Origin of the sequence: Streptomyces sp. NBC_01669 (genome assembly GCF_026339735.1) — a bacterium.
In the GTDB taxonomy this organism is placed as follows: domain Bacteria; phylum Actinomycetota; class Actinomycetes; order Streptomycetales; family Streptomycetaceae; genus Streptomyces; species Streptomyces yanii.
On sequence record NZ_JAPEQG010000001.1, the window covers coordinates 7,344,550 to 7,363,483 of the forward strand.

At 72.3% G+C, this 18,934-nt stretch carries 20 protein-coding genes; 14 read left to right on the forward strand and 6 right to left on the reverse strand.

Annotated features, from left to right (window positions below; genetic code table 11):
• Positions 1 to 147 precede the first annotated feature (147 nt).
• Together OG972_RS32805 and OG972_RS32810 are read left to right on the forward strand one after the other, a co-directional pair.
• Positions 148 to 693, forward strand: coding sequence for a helix-turn-helix domain-containing protein (locus OG972_RS32805; RefSeq protein WP_266987700.1), 546 nt, complete (start codon positions 148 to 150; stop codon positions 691 to 693).
• A gap of 7 nt (positions 694 to 700) precedes the next feature.
• Positions 701 to 1,420 (forward strand): helical backbone metal receptor, encoded by a 720-nt coding sequence (locus OG972_RS32810; RefSeq protein ID WP_266987702.1) that lies wholly within the window; start codon positions 701 to 703, stop codon positions 1,418 to 1,420.
• Here OG972_RS32810 and OG972_RS32815 read toward each other — a convergent pair.
• Positions 1,359 to 2,513: a TDT family transporter gene (locus OG972_RS32815; protein WP_266987704.1), complete on the reverse strand. Its 1,155-nt coding sequence runs from the start codon at positions 2,511 to 2,513 to the stop codon at positions 1,359 to 1,361. The two genes, OG972_RS32810 and OG972_RS32815, sit on opposite strands and share 62 nt — an antisense overlap.
• A 70-nt stretch (positions 2,514 to 2,583) precedes the next feature.
• On the opposite strand from OG972_RS32815, the gene OG972_RS32820 reads away from it, so the two are divergent.
• A complete protein-coding gene (locus OG972_RS32820; RefSeq protein WP_266987706.1) occupies positions 2,584 to 3,513 on the forward strand; it encodes a LysR family transcriptional regulator in 930 nt (309 codons plus the stop codon).
• Positions 3,514 to 3,663: 150 nt separating this feature from the next.
• The gene (locus tag OG972_RS32825) at positions 3,664 to 4,632 is read left to right on the forward strand and encodes an aminoglycoside phosphotransferase family protein (RefSeq protein ID WP_266987708.1); all 969 of its coding nucleotides are present in this window, start codon (positions 3,664 to 3,666) and stop codon (positions 4,630 to 4,632) included.
• 19 nt (positions 4,633 to 4,651) lie between these two features.
• On the opposite strand, the gene OG972_RS32830 is transcribed toward OG972_RS32825, so the two are convergent.
• Together OG972_RS32830 and OG972_RS32835 are read right to left on the reverse strand one after the other, a co-directional pair.
• Positions 4,652 to 5,347 (reverse strand): gamma-glutamyl-gamma-aminobutyrate hydrolase family protein, encoded by a 696-nt coding sequence (locus OG972_RS32830; protein WP_266987710.1) that lies wholly within the window; start codon positions 5,345 to 5,347, stop codon positions 4,652 to 4,654.
• A gap of 92 nt (positions 5,348 to 5,439) precedes the next feature.
• A complete protein-coding gene (locus tag OG972_RS32835) occupies positions 5,440 to 6,180 on the reverse strand; it encodes a FadR/GntR family transcriptional regulator (protein WP_266987712.1) in 741 nt (246 codons plus the stop codon).
• Between the two features lie 75 nt (positions 6,181 to 6,255).
• On the opposite strand from OG972_RS32835, the gene OG972_RS32840 reads away from it, so the two are divergent.
• The 4 genes from OG972_RS32840 (at position 6,256) to OG972_RS32855 (ending at position 10,834) form a co-directional block, all read left to right on the forward strand.
• On the forward strand, positions 6,256 to 7,617 hold the full coding sequence (locus OG972_RS32840) for a glutamine synthetase family protein (protein ID WP_266987714.1): 1,362 nt from the start codon (positions 6,256 to 6,258) through the stop codon (positions 7,615 to 7,617).
• Between the two features lie 8 nt (positions 7,618 to 7,625).
• Positions 7,626 to 9,017, forward strand: a complete 1,392-nt coding sequence (locus OG972_RS32845; protein ID WP_266987716.1) for an aldehyde dehydrogenase — start codon at positions 7,626 to 7,628, stop codon at positions 9,015 to 9,017.
• 6 nt (positions 9,018 to 9,023) lie between these two features.
• Positions 9,024 to 9,812 (forward strand): 3-oxoacyl-ACP reductase, encoded by a 789-nt coding sequence (locus OG972_RS32850; RefSeq protein ID WP_266987718.1) that lies wholly within the window; start codon positions 9,024 to 9,026, stop codon positions 9,810 to 9,812.
• A gap of 104 nt (positions 9,813 to 9,916) precedes the next feature.
• A complete protein-coding gene (locus OG972_RS32855; protein ID WP_266987720.1) occupies positions 9,917 to 10,834 on the forward strand; it encodes a DUF2510 domain-containing protein in 918 nt (305 codons plus the stop codon).
• A 21-nt stretch (positions 10,835 to 10,855) separates the two neighbouring features.
• Here OG972_RS32855 and OG972_RS32860 read toward each other — a convergent pair whose 3' ends face one another.
• The gene (locus tag OG972_RS32860) at positions 10,856 to 12,058 is read right to left on the reverse strand and encodes an amino acid deaminase/aldolase (protein ID WP_266987722.1); all 1,203 of its coding nucleotides are present in this window, start codon (positions 12,056 to 12,058) and stop codon (positions 10,856 to 10,858) included.
• 536 nt (positions 12,059 to 12,594) lie between these two features.
• On the opposite strand from OG972_RS32860, the gene OG972_RS32865 reads away from it, so the two are divergent.
• Entirely contained in the window at positions 12,595 to 13,491 is an 897-nt protein-coding gene (locus OG972_RS32865) for a hypothetical protein (protein ID WP_266990867.1), read from the forward strand.
• Complete coding sequence (mycP, locus tag OG972_RS32870; RefSeq protein WP_266987724.1) at positions 13,488 to 14,693, forward strand: type VII secretion-associated serine protease mycosin; 1,206 nt, start codon at positions 13,488 to 13,490, stop codon at positions 14,691 to 14,693. The genes OG972_RS32865 and mycP overlap by 4 nt, the downstream gene beginning before the upstream one ends.
• 19 nt (positions 14,694 to 14,712) lie before the next feature.
• On the opposite strand, the gene OG972_RS32875 is transcribed toward mycP, so the two are convergent.
• Positions 14,713 to 15,600, reverse strand: coding sequence for a serine hydrolase (locus OG972_RS32875; RefSeq protein WP_266987726.1), 888 nt, complete (start codon positions 15,598 to 15,600; stop codon positions 14,713 to 14,715).
• Between the two features lie 86 nt (positions 15,601 to 15,686).
• On the opposite strand from OG972_RS32875, the gene OG972_RS32880 reads away from it, so the two are divergent.
• Positions 15,687 to 16,460, forward strand: a complete 774-nt coding sequence (locus OG972_RS32880) for an SseB family protein (RefSeq protein WP_266987728.1) — start codon at positions 15,687 to 15,689, stop codon at positions 16,458 to 16,460.
• Between the two features lie 185 nt (positions 16,461 to 16,645).
• Here OG972_RS32880 and OG972_RS32885 read toward each other — a convergent pair whose 3' ends face one another.
• A complete protein-coding gene (locus OG972_RS32885) occupies positions 16,646 to 17,008 on the reverse strand; it encodes a DUF1844 domain-containing protein (protein WP_266987730.1) in 363 nt (120 codons plus the stop codon).
• A 341-nt stretch (positions 17,009 to 17,349) separates the two neighbouring features.
• Between OG972_RS32885 and infC the strand changes: the two genes are divergently transcribed.
• The 3 genes from infC (at position 17,350) to rplT (ending at position 18,868) form a co-directional block, all read left to right on the forward strand.
• The gene (gene infC, locus OG972_RS32890; protein WP_266987732.1) at positions 17,350 to 18,063 is read left to right on the forward strand and encodes a translation initiation factor IF-3; all 714 of its coding nucleotides are present in this window, start codon (positions 17,350 to 17,352) and stop codon (positions 18,061 to 18,063) included.
• A gap of 120 nt (positions 18,064 to 18,183) precedes the next feature.
• Positions 18,184 to 18,378: a 50S ribosomal protein L35 gene (gene rpmI, locus OG972_RS32895; RefSeq protein ID WP_030918579.1), complete on the forward strand. Its 195-nt coding sequence runs from the start codon at positions 18,184 to 18,186 to the stop codon at positions 18,376 to 18,378.
• Positions 18,379 to 18,484: 106 nt separating this feature from the next.
• Positions 18,485 to 18,868: a 50S ribosomal protein L20 gene (gene rplT, locus OG972_RS32900; RefSeq protein ID WP_003970214.1), complete on the forward strand. Its 384-nt coding sequence runs from the start codon at positions 18,485 to 18,487 to the stop codon at positions 18,866 to 18,868.
• Positions 18,869 to 18,934 lie beyond the last annotated feature (66 nt).

Below are 18,934 nucleotides of genomic sequence, written 5' to 3' on the forward strand. Positions count from 1 at the left end.
TCTGAAGCACCGTGAAGGGGTGCCACTGCCGGTCGGCGGTGCCACCCCTTCCGGCTGTTCCGGCATTCATTTACCGGCTGTCCTTGGCCAACCTTGTGCGTAAGGTGCTGGCAGCCGGAAGGATGACGAGTCGGGAGGGAGCCGGACATGGACGACAAGGACACACTCCGCGTGGGCGCCGCGGTTCGCCGACGACGAAGAAGCCTGGGGCTGACACTGGCCGCGGTCGCCGGCCGCAGCGGCCTGTCCGTGCCGTTTCTCAGCCAGATCGAGAACGAGCGGGCCCGGCCCAGCGCCCGGTCGCTGGACCGGGTGGCCGTTGCCCTGGAGACCACCACGGCACGGCTGCGTGCCGCCGCGGACTCCGCGCGAGCCGTCGACGTGGTCCGCGCGGGCGAGGACGACGGGGTACGCAGAGTGGTGCGGGGGCGGCACCAGCTCAGCGCACTGGAGTTCACCGGCGAGATAGACCTCGGGCGGGAGTTCCAGCACCGCAACGACGAGGTGATGTACGTCGCGGAGGGCGCCGCCGAGGTGGAGGCGGAGGGGCAGGCGTACCGGCTGGAGCGCGGCGACACGCTGTTCCTGTCGGGCGGGGTACGGCACCGCTGGCGGGCCACGATGCCGGGCACCCGACTGCTGGTCGTCGCGGTTGCCGAGCACATCGACGCCACGAACGACCCGAGGCGCTGAGACACCGGTGCCCGTGGAACGTGTCGTCTCCCTCGTCCCGTCGCTCACCGAGGCCGTCGCCGCCACCGACCCCGGCCTCCTCGTCGGCGTCACCGACTGGTGCACCCATCCGGCCGGTCTGACCGCCGCACGCATCGGCGGCACCAAGAACCCCGATGTGGCCGCGGTTCTCGCGCTCCGCCCCGATCTCGTCCTCGCCAACGAGGAGGAGAACCGCGCACCCGACCTCGCCGCGCTCCGGGCGGCCGGGACCACGGTCCTCGTCACCGAGGTCCGCACCCTCGACCAGGCCTTCGCCGAACTGCACCGGGCCCTGGTGACCGGCTGCGGGCTGCGCCGGCCCGACTGGCTCGACGCGGCCGAGGCCGCCTGGGCGGCGCTCCCGCCGCCCGCTTCCGTACCGCGCCGCGCCATCGTGCCGATCTGGCGTCGGCCCTGGATGGTGCTCGGACGCGACACCTTCGCCGGTGATCTGCTGGTCCGGATCGGCGTGCGGAACGTGTACGCGGACCACGCCGAGCGCTACCCGCGCATCCCGCTCGACGAGCTCAACGCGAGCGGCGCCGACCTGGTCGTGCTGCCCGACGAGCCGTACCGCTTCACCGCGACCGACGGCCCCGAGGCGTTTCCCGCGCTGCCCGCCGCACTCGTCGACGGGCGGTATCTCACGTGGTACGGACCGTCACTGGCGGCGGCGCCTGCGGCGCTGCGAGCAGCGCTCCGCTGAACAGCCCGCGCAGCGTCCGCAGCCCGGTCACCGCCCAGGCCGTCACCAGCAGCACGTACAGCGCGACGGCCAGCCAGGTGAACGCCGTCAGACCGGTGTGCCGGGCCAGGCCCGCGGCGCCCGTGACACACGTACCGACCGGGAAGGTGAACCCCCACCAGGTCATGCCGAACGTCATGCCGCCCCGTACCGCGCGCACCACCATCGACGCGGCCAGCGCCAGCCACAGGAGCGCGAACCCCATCACCGGCACCCCGTAGAGCACGGCGAACGCCCCGAGCGCGGAGGCGTACGGCGCCCCGATCGCCCCCGGCGCCACATCGGCGAGCTGACCGACCGCGGTCGTCGACTGGCCCAGCGGACCGAGGACCAGGAACAACGTGGGGGTCAGGGCGAGGGGCAGCGGACCCTGGTGGACCAGCCGCGCGAAGATCAGCGGCAGCATCACCAGCGTCGCCAGCAGGCTCAGCCCGAACATCGCGTAGCAGGCGAGCAGCATCCCCTCCCGCAACTGACCCGAGGGAAGCTCCGGCACCAGCAGCGGGCCGAGCGCCGCGGACACCATCGGCGCCACCACCGGCAGCAGCCAGACCGGCGATGCGGTCCCGGGCGCCGGACGGTGGCGTACGACCATCAGATACGGGATCGCGACCGCTGCGGCCAGGCCGATCGCCGTGCCCGCGGTGTACAGCACCACGTCCGCGGCGAGGGCGGCCCGATGCCCGATGACGTCCCGGCCGACCGTCATGGTGGAGCCGCCGACGGCCAGCAGCGCCATCGAGAGGCAGCCGTAGAACGGGGCGACGGCCGGGTCGAGGAGATGGGCACGGGCCTGGTCGCGGTGGGCGAACCAGTGTCCGGCGCGGGCGGCGAGCACCGCCGCGAGCAGCACCGCCGCGAGCGCCCACACCACCGTGCAGGCCGCCCGGAGCCCGGGCACGTGCACGGGAAGCGCGGCGCCCGCGCCGGCCACGATGGCCGTGCCCATGACCGTCGCGTACCAGTTGGGGCCGATGTATCGCAGAGAAGGAAGCCGCACAGCGGCGGAGTACGGGGCGGTCGTCTGCGCGCGGGTCTGCGGAAAGATGGCCATGCCACGATCCTTGTTCCGGGGGCGGTCCCCCACCAGGGAGCTTGTCTCTATGGGGTCATAAGCTGGCTTTATGCCCAAGGACGCACCCACACCCGCCCTCCTGTCCCACCGGGTCCCCGACCTCGGAGCGCTGGAGCTGCTGCTCGCCGTCGCCCGGCACGGCAGCCTGGGACGCGCGGCACGAGACGTCGGCATCACCCAGCCCGCCGCCAGCAGCCGCATCCGGTCGATGGAGCGACAGCTCGGTGTGGCCCTCCTCGACCGGTCGCCGCGCGGCTCCCGGCTCACCGACGCGGGCGCGCTCGTCACCGACTGGGCGCGCCGGATCGTCGAGGCCGCCGAGGCGTTCGACGTGGGCGCGCAGGCGCTGCGGGACCGGCGCGACTCCCGGCTGCGGGTCGCCGCCTCCATGACCATCGCCGAATATCTGCTGCCCGGCTGGCTGATCGCACTGCGCGCCGAACGGCCGGACACCGCTGTCTCGCTGCTCGCGGGCAACTCGGCGGCGGTCGCGGGGCGGCTGCTCGCCGGCGAGGCCGACCTCGGATTCGTGGAGGGGCTGTCCATACCGGAGGGTCTCGACGGAACGGTCATCGCGCACGACCGCCTCGTCGTCGTGGTCGCCCCGTCCCACGCGTGGGCCCGCCGCCGCACACCGCTGAGGCCGCAGGAACTGGCCGCGACCCCACTGATCCTGCGCGAGCGCGGCTCCGGCACCCGACAGGTCCTGGACGCGGCACTGGCCGTCCACGGCGGGCTGGCGCAGCCACTGCTCGAACTCTCCTCGACGACAGCGGTGAAGAGTGCGGCGGAGAGCGGTGCGGGACCGTGCGTCCTGAGCGAACTGGCGCTGGGGGAGGAACTGTCCTCGCGGCGGCTGGTGAAGACCCCGGTGGCGGGGGTACGGTTCCGACGACAACTGAGGGCGGTCTGGCCTTCGGGACACCGGCCCACGGGCCCGGCTCGCGACCTGCTCGCACTGACGGCGCGCGAGGCGTAGTGCGGCAGCGGGAGGGGACCGGGGCGTCCGGTTGCCGGCCCGCCCCCGAACACCGGACGGACTTCCTGCGCGTCCGGCGCGGGACCGGCTGATGCGCGGACGGCCTGATATTCGGTTGGCCCGGCCCCGGCCCCGGGCCAGGATGCGCAGATGAACGTGACCGCGCCTCCCGCAACCGGCGTCCGCCACCACTGGGCCGACCTTCCGGGCGTCGTACGCAGCGCCGTCGAGGACATCCTCGGCGCCCCTGTCGTCGACGCGCGGAACCAGAGCGGCGGGTTCTCACCGGGCGTCGCCGCCCGGATCCTGCTCGCCGACGGGCGGCGGGCGTTCGTCAAGGTGGTCAGCGCCGAGGTGAACCCCGGCAGCCCCGACCTGCACCGCGCCGAAGCCCGCAACACCGCCGCCCTCCCGCCCGACGCCCCCGTACCGCGGCTGCTGGGCTCGTACGACGACGGAACCCGGGTCGCCCTCGTCCTCCAGGACATCGACGGCCGCCAGCCCCGCATCCCCTGGATCGCCGCCGAACTGGACCGGGTCCTGACAGCGGTCGGCGAGCTCAGCCGGATCATGACCCCGGCGCCGATCGACGCACCCGCCGTCGCCGACAGCGAGGCCGAGACGTTCAGCGGCTGGCGGACCCTGCTCGCCGCGCGCGACACCGAGGGGCTGCCCGGGCGGCTCGCCCCGTGGGCGGCACGCCACCTCGACGTACTCGCGGAGCTGGAGTCCGGCTGGGCCGGGCCCGCAACCGGCGACAGCCTCGCCCATGGGGATCTGCGTGCCGACAACATCCTGCTCACCGACGACCGGGTGGTGTTCGTCGACTGGCCCCACGCGCTGCGGGCCGCGCCCTGGTTCGATCTGCTGGCGATGCTGCCGTGCGTGGCCGCCCAGGGCGGCCCCGACCCGGACACGGTGTTCACCACCCATCCGCTGGGGCGCGCCGCCGACCCGGACGGTGTGAACGCCGTACTTGCCGCGCTCGCCGGCTACTTCGTCGCGCACTCGCTGATGCCGGACCCGCCGGGCCTGCCGACCGTGCGGGCGTTCCAGGCGGCGCAGGGGGCGGCGGCGCTGGGGTGGCTGCGCGGCCGGCTCGGACGGCGCACGCCGTAGCCCGCCGACCGGCGCGCGGTCAGCCCCGCTTCGACGCCGCCACCAGCGCCCGCATCACCCGCAGGTCGTCCCCCATCTCCGGATGCCACTGCACCCCCAGCGCCCACCGGGCCCCCGGCAGTTCGACCGCCTCGACCGTGCCGTCCGCAGCATGGGCGGACGCGACCAGGTCCGGGGCGAGCACGTCCACGGCCTGGTGGTGGTAGGTCGGTACGGAGGACTCCTCGGGCACGATCGACGCGTACAGCGTTCCCGGAACCGGCGTCACCGGGTGCTCGCCGAGGACGCCGGGCGTGCCGAGCGGGTTGGTGTGCCCGTCCAGGTGCTGGGTGAGGGTGCCGCCGAGGGCCACGTTCAGCAGCTGCATGCCGCGGCAGATGCCGAGCACCGGTGTGCCGGACTGCAGGGCGGCGCCGAGCAGCGCCAGCTCCCACGTGTCGCGTTCCCGGGCCGGCGGTCCGGTCCTGGCATCGCGCTCCGCGCCGTAGCGTACGGGCTCGACATCGGCACCGCCCGCGACGACGAGACCGTCCAGCCGGGCCACGGCGGCCGCCGCCCGCGCCGGGTCGTCCGGCGACAGCAGGGCGGCGAGGCCGCCGGAGCGCTGGACCAGCCGCGGATAGGCGGACGGGAGCAGGGCGGCGGGGAGCTCCCAGACACCCCAGCGGGCGACCGGCTCCAAGTAGGTGGTGACGCCGATGAGCGGTACGGACATGGCGGGGCCCTCCGGTCGGCCGCCTGCGAGCGGACCCGGTTCAATGGTGCTGAGAAATACCTTTGCGTTTCGGTGGGCTGCCGCGCAAGCGGTCAGGCCAGGAATCCGCGCAGCAGCGCCGCCGTGCCCGCGCAGTGTTCGCGCATCAGGGCGCGCGCCGCTTCGGCGTCCCCGTCGAGCACCGCTTCGACGAACGCGGTGTGCTGTTGCTGCGAGTGCTCCAGGTTCCGCACGAGCAGCGGTATGCAGTCCAGCAGGTCGTTCACCGTGGCCCGGACGGCCGCGTACTGCGCGGCCAGCGTGGCGGATCCGGACAGTTCCGCGAGTGTCAGGTGCAGGAGCGTGTCGCGCCTGCGGTAGTCGGGCAGAGGTGCATCGTGTGTCGCAGCCAGAGCCGTACGCAGCCGTTCCGCGCCCTCGTCCGTCAGCCCGTGCGTGGCGCACAGCTCGGCCGCCCCGGTCTCCAGCACCTCGCGGAAGCGCAGGACGTCCTCGACGTCGACGGCCGCCACCCGGCGGCGCAGCTCGTCCTCGCCGGGGCTGCCGGCGCGCGGGAGCACGAACGTACCGCCGTACCTCCCCCGTCTGCTCTCCACCAGCCCCTGATCCTGCAGCACCTTCAGGACCTCCCGCAGAGTGACGCGGCTGATCCCGAGCCGCTCGGCGAGCTCGCGCTCCGCGGGCAGCCGCTCGCCGCCCGGCACCAGACCGAGCCTGACCACCTGCAGGATCTGTTCGAGTGCTTCCTCGAAGCCGTTGCCCGCCCGCACGGGCCGCAGGACAGGCCGCAGCGCCGGCTGCAGTCCCTCGATGGGCTCGCTTCCCTCCGCCACGTCCCTGCTTCCCTTCCCAACAATGGTTCTCAGCCCTACCTTATGACTTCCGGCTGACCGAAGGAGGATCTTCCCGTGGCAGACCGCACACCCCCGCTCGCGGTCGAGGAGCTACGGCTTCTCGTCGAGAGCGGTGAGATCGACACCGTCGTCCTCGCCTTCCCCGACATGCAGGGACGGCTGCAGGGCAAGCGGTTCGCTGCCGCCTTCTTCCTCGAAGAGGTCATGGAGCATGGCACCGAGGGCTGCAACTACCTGCTGGCCGTCGACACCGACATGAACACCGTCGACGGCTTCGCGATGTCCTCCTGGGAGCGCGGATACGGCGACTTCGCCATGCACGCCGACCTCACGACCCTGCGCCGGGTCCCCTGGAACGACGGCACGGCCATGGTCATCGCCGACCTCGCGTGGGAGGACGGCTCGCCCGTCGTCGCCGCACCCCGCCAGATCCTCCGCCGCCAGCTGCAGCGCCTCGCCGAGCACGGTCTCACCGCCCATGCGGGCACCGAGCTCGAATTCATCGTCTTCAAGGACACCTACGAACAGGCCTGGAACCGCAACTACCGCGATCTGACCCCCGCCAACCAGTACAACGTCGACTACTCGGTCCTCGGCACCGGCCGCATCGAGCCCCTGCTGCGCCGCATCCGCAACGAGATGGCGGCCGCGGGCCTGACCGTCGAGTCCGCCAAGGGCGAGTGCAACCCCGGCCAGCACGAGATCGTCTTCCGGTACGACGAGGCCCTGGTCACCTGCGACCAGCATGCCGTCTACAAGACCGGCGCCAAGGAGATCGCCGCCCAGGAGGGCGTCGCGCTCACCTTCATGGCCAAGTTCAACGAGCGCGAGGGCAACTCCTGCCATATCCATCTCTCGCTCCAGGACACCGACGGGCGCAACGTCATGGCGGGCGAGGACGGCGGCATGTCCCCGATGATGAGCCACTTCCTCGCCGGACAGCTCGCCGCACTGCGCGAGTTCTCCCTCCTCTACGCGCCGAACATCAACTCGTACAAACGCTTCCAGCCCGGCTCCTTCGCACCCACCGCCGTCGCCTGGGGTCACGACAACCGCACCTGCTCGCTCCGCGTCGTCGGCCACGGCCGTGCGATGCGGTTCGAGAACCGGCTGCCCGGCGGTGACGTCAACCCGCACCTCGCCGTCGCCGGACTGATCGCCGCCGGTCTCCATGGCATCGAGCAGAAGCTCGAACTCCCCGAAGCCTGTGAGGGCAACGCCTACACCGCCGCGTACGACCACGTCCCCACCACGCTCCGCGAAGCCGCCGAACTCTGGGAGCGGAGCGAGGTGGCGAAGGCGGCCTTCGGGGAGGAGGTCGTCGCGCACTACCGCAACATGGCGCGCGTCGAACTCGACGCCTTCGACGCCGCAGTGACCGACTGGGAGCTCCGCCGCTCCTTCGAACGTCTGTGAGGCACGACGTGACCACCGAGATCACCAAGACCGCCGAGATCACCGAGCACCTGGTTCTCGACCCCGCGACCGAGGAAGTCGTGGCGACCGTCCCGGCCACCACCGCCGCCGAGGTCGACGCGGCCGTCGTACGGGGGGCCGCCGCGCAGCACACCTGGGCGGCGGCGGCCCCCGCCGACCGCGCCCGGCTGCTGCGCCGCTTCGCCGTCGTCGTCGACGAGCACCGCGAGGAACTGGCCCGGCTGGAGGTCCGCGAGGCCGGTCACACCCTCGCGGGCGCCCGCTGGGAGGCGGGCAACGTCCGCGATCTGCTCGATTTCGCGGCCGGGGGAGTGGAGCGGCTGAGCGGCCGGCAGATCCCGGTCCCCGGCGGCATCGACCTCACTCTGCTCGAACCTCTCGGTGTCGTCGGCGTGATCGCCCCGTGGAACTTCCCCATGCCGATCGCCGCCTGGGGCGCCGCCCCCGCGCTCGCCGCGGGCAACGCCGTCATCCTCAAACCCGCCGAGACCACCCCGCTCACCGCACTGCGGCTCGCCCGGCTGGCCGTGGAAGCGGGCCTTCCCGAACACCTCTTCCAAGTGCTGCCCGGCGAGGGCGACGTGGCGGGCAACGCCCTCGTCGAGCACCCCGGCGTCGCCAAGATCGTCTTCACCGGCTCCACCCGCGTCGGCAAACAGATCATGGCCAGGTGCGCCGCGCGCGTGAAGCGGCTGACCCTCGAACTCGGCGGCAAGAGCCCCAACATCGTCTTCGCCGACGCCGACATCGAGGCCGCCGCGGCCGCCGCTCCCATGGCGTTCCTCGACAACGCGGGCCAGGACTGCTGCGCCCGTACCCGCATCCTCGTCGAACGCTCCGTCCACGACCGCTTCCTCGGACTCCTCGCTCCCGCCGTCGCCTCGGTCGTCGTCGGCGACCCGTCCGACGAGAAGACCCGGATGGGCCCGCTGATCTCCCGGACCCAGCTGGAACGCGTACGGTCGTACGTCCCCGAAGGCGCGAGCGCGATCCGCGGCAGCGCCCCCGAGGGCCCCGGCTTCTGGTTCCCGCCCACCGTGCTGACCGACGCCGACCCGGACTCCCCGGTGGCCACCGAAGAGGTCTTCGGGCCGGTCGCGGTCGTCCTGCCCTTCGAGGACGAAGCGGACGCGGTGCGACTCGCGAACGCCACCGAGTACGGCCTCGCCGGCTCCCTCTGGACCCGCGACGTCGGCCGCGCGCTGCGCGTCTCCCAGGCGGTGCGGGCCGGGAACCTGTCCGTCAACTCCCACTCCAGCGTCCGCTACTGGACCCCGTTCGGCGGCTACAAGCAGTCCGGTCTCGGCCGGGAACTGGGCCCCGACGCCCTCACCGCCTTCACCGAAACCAAGAACGTCTTCATCAGCACGGAGGCCTGAACCGGCATGACCACAGACACCGAGAACATCTGCCGCCGCCTGGTCGGCCGCACCGCCGTCATCACCGGCGCCGGCAGCGGCATCGGCCTCGCCACCGCCCGCCGCCTGGCGTCCGAGGGCGCCCACGTCGTCTGCGCGGACATCGACGAGATCGCGGGCAAGGCCGCGGCCGACGAGGTGGGCGGCCTCTTCGTACGCACCGATGTCACCGACCCCGAACAGGTCGAGGCGCTCTTCAAGGCCGCGTACGACACCTACGGCTCCGTGGACATCGCCTTCAACAACGCGGGCATCTCGCCGCCCGACGACGACTCCATCCTCACCACCGGGCTCGAGGCATGGAAGCGCGTCCAGGACGTCAACCTCACCTCGGTCTTCCTCTGTTGCAAGGCAGCCCTTCCCTACATGCGACGGCAGGGCCGCGGCTCGATCATCAACACCGCGTCCTTCGTGGCGATCATGGGGGCGGCCACCAGCCAGATCTCGTACACCGCGTCCAAGGGCGGCGTCCTCGCCATGTCCCGCGAGCTCGGCGTGCAGTTCGCCCGCGAAGGCATCCGGGTCAACGCACTCTGCCCCGGGCCGGTCAACACCCCGCTGCTCCAGGAGCTGTTCGCCAAGGACCCGGAGCGCGCGGCCCGCCGGCTGGTGCACATCCCGGTCGGCCGGTTCGCCGAGGCGACGGAGATCGCCGCCGCGGTCGCGTTCCTCGCCAGCGACGACTCCTCGTTCGTCAACGCCACCGACTTCCTCGTCGACGGCGGAATCTCCGGCGCGTACGTCACACCGGTCTGATCCCGTCCGCTCCCGTGCGGGACGACCGGCCGGGCAGGCGCCCGTGCCTGCCTCAAGCAGCCTGCCAGGAGCCCCCGTTGACAGCGGAACTCTAGAGTGGAGGCATGAGCGACGCGACCCCGCCCGGCTGGTATCCGGACGCCGCCGCACCGGGCACCGACCGGTGGTGGGACGGCACCGCATGGACCGCCCACACCCGCCCGGACACCGCCGCACCGCAGCAGCCGGTCCCGCCCCCGTACACGAGCCACGGCAGCAGTGGCGACGGCGGGGGCGGCACCCGGGCCGTCGCGGTCGCACTGGCCGGACTGGTCGTCGTCGGCGCTGCCGTCACCGGAGCCGTGCTGCTGGGCAGGGACGACAGCGGTACGGAGCCGACGTCCGCGCCGAGCAGTCCGGCACCGACCCCGGCCGCCACCACCCCGACCGCCGCCGTGGACGGCCCCTCGCCCGACCCGAAGCTGCTCGTCGACCAGCTGGGCGGCATCACACTGCCGATCCCCGAGGGCTGGGAGAAGCCGGAGCGCACCGTCGAGAAGGTGCTCACCATGCGCACCGCCCTGTCCTACACCTGCCCCGGCGACTCCTCCGACTTCTGCTACCACGGCACGGTCACCTCCCGTACCGCGAGCGAAACGGACATCACCTCACCCGAGGCCCTGGCCAAGCAGGACATCAGCGCCGCGGCCGACGCGGCGTACGAGGAGAACGCCGTCGGCGACCGGATCCACGGCGGCATCACCTCCCACAAGCTGCTTCGATCCGCGTCCGTGAGCGTGGGGGGACGCACGGGCTACGAAGTGCGCTGGCAGGTCACCACGGGCAAGGGGCCGGGCGGCTACGTGCAGTCCCTCGTCTTCCCGTCGACCGTCGGCAGCGAATCGCCGGTCATCGTGCGCTACGCCTTCGACGCCGGCCCCGACGGTCCGCCGCTCTCCCTCATGGACACCCTCACCCAGGGCATCCGGCCGATCGGCGACAGCGAGACGAGCGGCGGCGTCGGCAGCTCCGTGGCCCCCTGATCCCCGTGCTCGGCCTACAGGTCAGAGGAACGTCTTCCCCTCGCCCCGGTACGTCGGCACGGCCGCCGTGACCCGGTCGCCCTCGATCAGCTGCAACTCGTCGAAGCGCTCGCACAGCTCGCCGGCCTTCGCGTGCCGGAACCACACCTTGTCGCCGATCAGCAGATCGTCGGCCGGGGCGCCGAGCAACGGCGTCTGCACCTCGCCCGGACCCTCCTGCGGGTCGTAGCGCAACCCCTCCGGCAGATACGGGACGGGCAGCCGGTCCGCCCCCGCGGCCCCCGACGCCGGGTAGCCGCCGCCGAGCACCGTCACCACACCCACGCCGGGCCGCCGCACCACGGGCTGCGCGAACAGCGCCGCCGGGCGGGCGCTGAACGACGTGTAGTTGTCGAACAGCCGTGGTACGTAGAGCCCCGACCCGGCCGCGATCTCGGTCACCGCGGACTCCGCCGCCGTGTGCTGCACGCTGCCCGTACCGCCGCCGTTCACGAACTCCAGGTCCGGCGCCACCGCGCGCACCGCCCGGACCACCTCCGCCCGCCGGGCCACCAGCTTCTTGCGGGCCGTCGCCTGCATCAGCCGGATCGCCCGGGACCGCAACGGCCGGCCCGCGACCGCGTCCCCGACCCCGGCGATGTGCCCCTCGTACGCCATCAGACCGACCAGCCGGAAACCGGGCCTGCGCGCCACCGAGCGCGCCAGCTCCGCCAGCTGGGCGGGGGAGCGCAACGGCGAACGCCGCGCCCCGATCCTGACCCGGCCGCCGAGCAGCTGCAGCGAGGTGTCCAGCTCCACACAGACCCGGATCTCCTCCTGGCCACCGGCCCGCGCCGCGTCGATCAGTTCCAGCTGCGCGTGGTCGTCCACCATCACCGTCACCGCGGCGGCGAGCTTCGGGTCGGCGGCCAGCTCGGCGAAGGCGGACCGGTCGGCCGACGGGTAGGCCAGCAGGACGTCGTCGAACCCGGCCCGGGCCAGCCACAGCGACTCGGCCAGCGTGAACGACATGATCCCGGCGAAGCCCGGCCGTGCGAGCACCCGCTCCAGCAGGGTCCGGCAGCGCACCGACTTGCTCGCGACCCGGATCGGCTTTCCCGCTGCCCGGCGGACGAGATCATCGGCGTTCGCGTCGAAGGCGTCCAGATCGACGACGGCGATCGGGGCGTCGAGGTGGGCGGTGGCCCGGTCGTAGCGGGTCCGGTCAGCGGCACGGGCAGTCATGGCCGCAGCTTGCCAGACGCCACTACCGCTGGGTAGGGGGACGATCTGGGCAGATCCCCCGGGGCCGCGGCGCCCCGCTCCCGCCCGACCCCTCCCAACCCGTAGAGTGACAGGCACGCGGCGACCAACGGGCCTGCCTGTGACGGTGATCCGCGAGCGGTACGGAACGTGGACCAGGGGGGCGGATGAGTACCGAGGCGCAGCGCGCTCCCGTGCCGCCCCGCCCGACGACGCCACCCCACCCGGCCGGCCCCCCGGACGAGTCGGGGCACATGACGGAGCCGTCGGCCCCGGCCCTGCCCACCGCGTCCCCGGCCCGGGTGACCCCGGGCCCGAATCCGGCGCAGCATCCGGTTCCGCTGCAGAGCGAGAGCCAGAGCCGGCCCCAGAGCACGGTCCCGGAGCAGAGGCCCGTGGAGACGACCACGCGGCTCCGTCCCGTGAGCCCGGTCGCCGCCCCCGGTCCTGCCCCCGCACCCGTTCCGCCCCGCCCCGAGGCGCCGCCCGCCGCGACCCGCCGCCGGCCGGTCGGCGCCGTGGATCTCACACCGCGGCGCGGCGCGATACCGCCCCCGCCCCACCCGGGCGGCCATGTCCCGTATCCCCACGGCCACCGCCCGTCCCCCGGTCCCGAGACGCCCGCCGAGACCACCACCCGGCTGCGTCCCGTCCCTGCCCGTCATCCAGCCAGGACCGCGGCCGCCGCGGCCTGTGTCGTGCTCGGGCTCGGGCTGATCGGCGGCGCGGTCACCGGGACCTATCTCACCAGCGAATCCTCGGCCGATCCCGGCGCCCGTGACCCGTATGTCACCGGCCGCACCGCCTGGCGTGACATCCCCGTGGACACCCTTTTCCCGCGCACCCTCAAGGGCGAAGGCGCGGGTCCCGGCGGCGCGGACCGGGTCTGGACCCGGATCGGCGTCGCACCGGACAGCGGCTGCACGAGCGGGCTCGACCCCCTGCTCCTGAAGACGCTCCGACCGGTCGGCTGCGAACGGCTGCTGCGAGCCACGTACACCGACGCCACCTCCAGCAGCGTCACCACGGTCGGCATGGTCTTCACCGAGGGCGGAGCCGACGCGATGAGGGCGCTGAGCACCCGCTTCACCGACCAGCACCTCGACACCCGCACCGACCTGATGCCCCGTACGTACGCCGTCAAGGGCACCGCTGCCGCCGGGTTCGGCAACGGGCAGCGCGCCACCTGGACCGTCCATGTGCTGACCGAGGTACCGGTCGTCGTGTTCGCCGTCTCCGGCTTCGCCGACGGGCGTACGGTCACCGACCCGCAGCCCGTCGCCGACGCGCTGGCCGCGGACTCCACGACGGCCGTGGCGCAGGCAGGTCTCGGTCATGAGGCCAAGGGCATCGCCGACCGGGTCGAGCGCGGGATGCGCCGGACCGTCACCGACCTCTCGGAGAAGCCGCAATGAGCAGCCGACGCCGCCACCGCCGCGCACTCGGCGCGGTCTGCGCCGCCACCGCGTTCGCGCTGCTGCCCGCCGTCCCCGCCCGCGCGGACACGATCCGGCCCCAGCAGTGGGGCCTCCAGGCGCTCCACACCGACCGGGCCTGGCAGACCACCAGGGGCAAGGGGATCACCGTCGCCGTCGTCGACACCGGGGTCGACGACAGCCTTCCCGACCTGGCGGGCCAGGTGCTGCCCGGCAAGGACATGATCGGTTTCGGCGCCCGGCGCGGCGACCGTTCCTGGGCCCGGCACGGCACCGCGATGGCCGGCATCATCGCGGGCCGTGGCCACGGCGTCGGCCGCGGTGACGGCGTGCTCGGCATCGCCCCCGAAGCGAAGATCCTTCCGGTCCGGGTGATCCTCGAAGCCTCCGACCCGTCCCGCGCCAAGGCCCGAGAGTCCCGCGGTACGGCCCTGGCCGACGGCATCCGCTGGGCCGCCGACCACGGCGCCGACGTCATCAATCTCTCCCTCGGCGACGACAGCGAGTCCGCACACCCCGAGGGCGGTGAGGACGCCGCCATCCAGTACGCGCTGAAGAAGGGCGCCGTCGTCGTCGCCTCGGCGGGCAACGGGGGCGAGAAGGGCGACCACATCTCGTATCCCGCCGCCTACCCCGGTGTGATCGCGGTCGCCGCCGTCGACCGGTACGGCACGCACGCGGCGTTCTCCACCCGCCGCTGGTACGCCACCGTCAGCGCCCCCGGCGTCGACATCGTCGTCCCGTCCCCCGACCGTCACTACTACATCGAGTGGGGGACCTCGGCCGCCTCCGCATTCGTCTCCGGCGCGGTCGCGCTGGTCCGGGCCGCCCACCCGGGGCTGTCGCCCGCCCAGGTCAAGAAGCTCCTCATGGACACCGCGCGCAACTCACCCGAGGGCGGCCGCGACGACTCCCGGGGCTACGGCATCGTCGACCCGGCCGCCGCGATCAAGGCGGGCGGCACGCTCCGTCCGGGCGGTCTCAAAGCCGAGTCGGCCGCGTCCGCCGACTCGGCGAAGGCCGGCTACAGCAAGCGCTACTTCGGCCCCGGGCCCACCCCGCAGCACAAGGACGAAGCCCCCGCCGGCTGGCTCGCCCCGATCGCGGGCGGTCTCGGAGCCGTGCTGCTGGCGCTGGCCGTACTGCTGTGGCGCGGCAGGAAACCCTCCGTGCGCCGCTGAAGCAGGGCCGGGGGCCCGCTCACCGCGCCTCGTCGAGCACCCTCACCGCGGCCTTCGCGACCGACTCCACCCGCTCGATGCCCGTCTCCTTCGTATGCTGCCCGGCGGAGAGCACCGCCACCAGATACGTGTGCTCGTGGGCCTTCACCTGCCCGATGCTGTTGATGTCCCACAGCCCGGTGGCGCTCCGCGGCATCCAGCCGTTCTTCAGCGCCCAGTCGCTGCCCGCCGCCGACACCCCCCAGTGCTGGTCGGCCGCCACTCGGCGCATCAGCCCCTGCAGATACGTACGGGAGGCCCCGGTCAGTTTCGAATGCGTACCGAACACCGTCTGCAGCAGCTTCAGCTGATCCGCCGACGTCGTCTGCGTCAGCCCCCAGGCCTGGGCGGCGGTCGTGCTCGTCAGGCCGAACCGCTGGTTGGCCGCGTCGAGTCCGGCCGCCCCGCCGATCGCCTGCATGAGCGAGGTCGCGGCGTCGTTGTCGCTGTTCTCGATCATGGTGACGGCCCGGCTGCGCTCGTAGCCGGTGAGCTCCCGCTCGTCGTCCTGCGCCTGCAGCAGAAGTGCCGCGAGGATGTCGACCTTGACGATGCTCGCGGTGGCGTACATCCGCTTCCCGTACATCGCGCCGTCGCCGCTGTCGGTGTCCAGCACCGCGACCGACATCGTGGAGTCACCGGTCAGCGGCGCCACCGCCGCTGCCAGCTCCGCGTCGAGATCCACCTGCGGCTCCTTGCTCGTCACCACCGGGGCCGTCGACGATACGGAAGCCACGGGGCGGGGCGCAGCATCGGAGGGCCGGCCCATCAGGTACAGGCCTCCGGCGGCCGAACCTGCCAGCAGCACCACGGCCGTCATTCCGGCGGACAGCGCGGATGTACGTCTTTTCGGTATCGACAGGGGCATGGAGCGGACGCTAGGAAGAGCACCTGGCAGAGGGCTGTGGCGCACCTGAGGACATGGTGAGAAACCGCACCGACTACGCTCGCCCCGTGGCGCTGAAGAACATTCCGGACCCCGGTTACTCCGACGACGACGGCACGGCCGACCCCGCACTGACCGCGGCGCTCGCCGCCTGGGCCGAGGACCGGACGGCCGTCGGCCCGGTCCTCGAAGCGCTCAAGGGAGCCAGGCTCCTGGTCCCCGTCGTCGCCGTCCTCGGAGAGGTGGAGGAGGACGAGGAGGACAGTCGCGAAGCGCCCGGCAAGGGTGGTGGGCGACGGGTGGGCGGGCTGCGCCGGGAGAAGACCAGCGACATGGCCGTCCCCACCCTCCAGGCCGGTGACCGTCGCGCGCTTCCCGCTTTCACCTCGACCGCCTCGCTGGCCCGCTGGGACCCGCAGGCCCGCCCCGTCGCCGTGCCCCTGCACCAGGCGCTGCAGGCGGCCGCGCACGAGAAGGCGGACACGGTGGTGCTCGACCTCGCCGGTCCTGTGGCGTACGAACTGACCGGCTCCGCGCTGCTCGCCCTTGCCGAGGGCCGCACCAGTGCCGACCCGCTGGACGACCCGGCGGTCACCTCCGCGGTACGGGACGCGGTCGCCGCCGAGCCCGCCGTGCTCCGCGCCCACCTCGTCCCGGGACGGTCAGGAGGCACCCTCGCCCTGGTCCTGGCGCCCGAAGCGGCCCCCGCCGAGACGGCCCGCCGGGTTGCGGAATCGCTCGCCGCCGACGAGGTCCTGCGGGCACGCCTGGTGCGGGGCCTGGACCTCGCGCTGCTTCCGGCCGACACGATCGCGCCCGGAGAGCCCCTCTTCACACGCTGATCACCCGACCGGCCCGACGCGCGCGAACAGCCGCTCCGCCGGTGTGGCGCGGCGCTGGTGCACCGGCTGACCCACCCCACCCCGGGATGCGCGGAGCTCAGCAGGGCGTGCGGGGGAATGCTGTGAGCCCCTGCCCGTCCGGGCAGGGGCTCACAGTCGTACGGAGGGGAGGAGGGGGTGGCGGCTCAGCCGAAGACGGGGCCGGTGTACTTCTCACCGGGGCCCTGGCCAGGCTCGTCCGGTACCAGCGAGGCCTCGCGGAACGCCAGCTGCAGAGACTTCAGTCCGTCCCGCAGCGGCGCCGCATGGAACGAGCTGATCTCCGTGGCGCTCGCGTCCAGCAGGCCGGCCAGGGAGTGGACCAGCTTGCGGGCCTCGTCGAGGTCCTTGTGCTCGTCGCCGTCCTCGGTGAGGCCGAGCTTCACGGCGGCCGCGCTCATCAGGTTGACGGCGACCGTCACGATCACCTCGACCGCGGGGACCTCTGCGATGTCGCGGGTCATGTCGTCGAAGCCGGGGGTTTCACTGCTGGGGGTCGCGTCACTCATGCGCCATACGATAGGCCCACGCCGGCACGGCTCCGTCTGCGGGAGCGGCTGCGGCAGCTGGTTAGCGCCCGCCCCGGTGAGCTGCTAACCTGGTGTAACGACCGGCTGGGTAACTATGTACCCGGCCCACAAGTGGAGGCTCCGATCTCCCACCTGACCATCCTCCGGGACGGCAGGTCACCGGTCAGGTGGCGCCCATCGTTCCGTACGGACGATGGAGCCGCCCGATGCGCCCCGCGGTTGACCGCGGCGGTGTTCCGGTTTTCCAGGAGCCCCGCCTGTGTCCCGTCCGGGGCATTTTTCATGCACTGGTGCGGTTGGTCTCACGAAACAGACGTTACGTGGCTGTCCGCCAGGCGGCCGCGTGGTGCTACCGAGGAGGATCCATCAGCGCCGAGCCCCGCATCAACGACCGGATTCGCGTTCCCGAGGTGCGACTTGTCGGTCCCAGCGGCGAGCAGGTCGGGATTGTTCCGCTTGCCAAGGCCCTGGAACTCGCACAGGAGTACGACCTCGACCTGGTCGAGGTGGCGGCGACCGCCCGTCCGCCCGTGTGCAAGCTCATGGACTACGGGAAGTTCAAGTACGAGTCGGCCATGAAGGCCCGTGAGGCGCGCAAGAACCAGGCGCACACGGTCATCAAGGAAATGAAGCTCCGGCCGAAGATCGACCCGCACGACTATGACACCAAGAAGGGTCACGTCGTCCGGTTCCTCAAGCAGGGCGACAAGGTCAAGATCACGATCATGTTCCGTGGTCGTGAGCAGTCCCGCCCTGAGCTCGGCTTCCGTCTGCTCCAGCGTCTCGCTTCGGACGTCGAGGAACTCGGCTTCATCGAGTCGAACCCGAAGCAGGACGGCCGGAACATGATCATGGTTCTGGGCCCGCACAAGAAGAAGACCGAAGCCATGGCCGAGGCCCGTGAGGCCCAGGCCGCCCGCAAGGCGGAGCGTCAGGGTTACACCCCCGACGCCGAGGCTCCTGCGGAAGAGGCTGCCGAGGCTCCGGCCGAAGCGCAGCCCGAGGCTTCGGCCGAGACACCTTCCGAGGCGTGACCTCAGGGGGCGCCATCCAGGCGGCCCCGGGTCCCCTCGGAATCCCCACCAAGATCTGACGCCCCTGCTGTCCGGTGCCTGCACCGCGAGGGGCGCCACTTACGAGGAGAGAACGGCGCGATGCCGAAGAACAAGACGCACAGCGGTGCCAGCAAGCGATTCAAGATCACCGGCTCCGGCAAGGTGCTCCGCGAGAAGGCCGGCAAGCGCCACCTGCTCGAGCACAAGTCGTCCAAGAAGACCCGCTCGCTGACCGGCACGGTCGTCGTGGCTCCGGCCGACGCCAAGAAGATCAAGAAGCTTCTCGGCAAGTGAGGTTCGGCCCCCGGTGAATCCGGGGGCGCGACCTCGATCACACCGGGACCAATTCGTTTCCGGGCCGTGTGAGTCCAACCACGGCCCCGCTACAAGGAGTTAACAAGTGGCACGCGTCAAGCGGGCAGTCAACGCCCACAAGAAGCGCCGGGCAATCCTCGAGGCCGCCAGCGGTTACCGCGGTCAGCGCTCGCGCCTGTACCGCAAGGCCAAGGAGCAGGTCACCCACTCCCTGGTCTACAACTACAACGACCGCAAGAAGCGCAAGGGCGACTTCCGTCAGCTGTGGATCCAGCGCATCAACGCCGCTGCCCGCCAGAACGGCATGACGTACAACCGCCTCATCCAGGGTCTGAAGGCCGCCAACATCGAGGTGGACCGCAAGATCCTGGCCGAGCTCGCGGTCAACGACGCCAACGCGTTCGCCGCTCTCGTCGAGGTTGCCCAGAAGGCCCTCCCGAGTGACGTCAACGCCCCGAAGGCCGCCTGATCCAGGGCACACTTCTTGGCTTTTGAGCCGGACCCGCAGGCGCTCGTCGTCTGCGGGTCCGGTGCG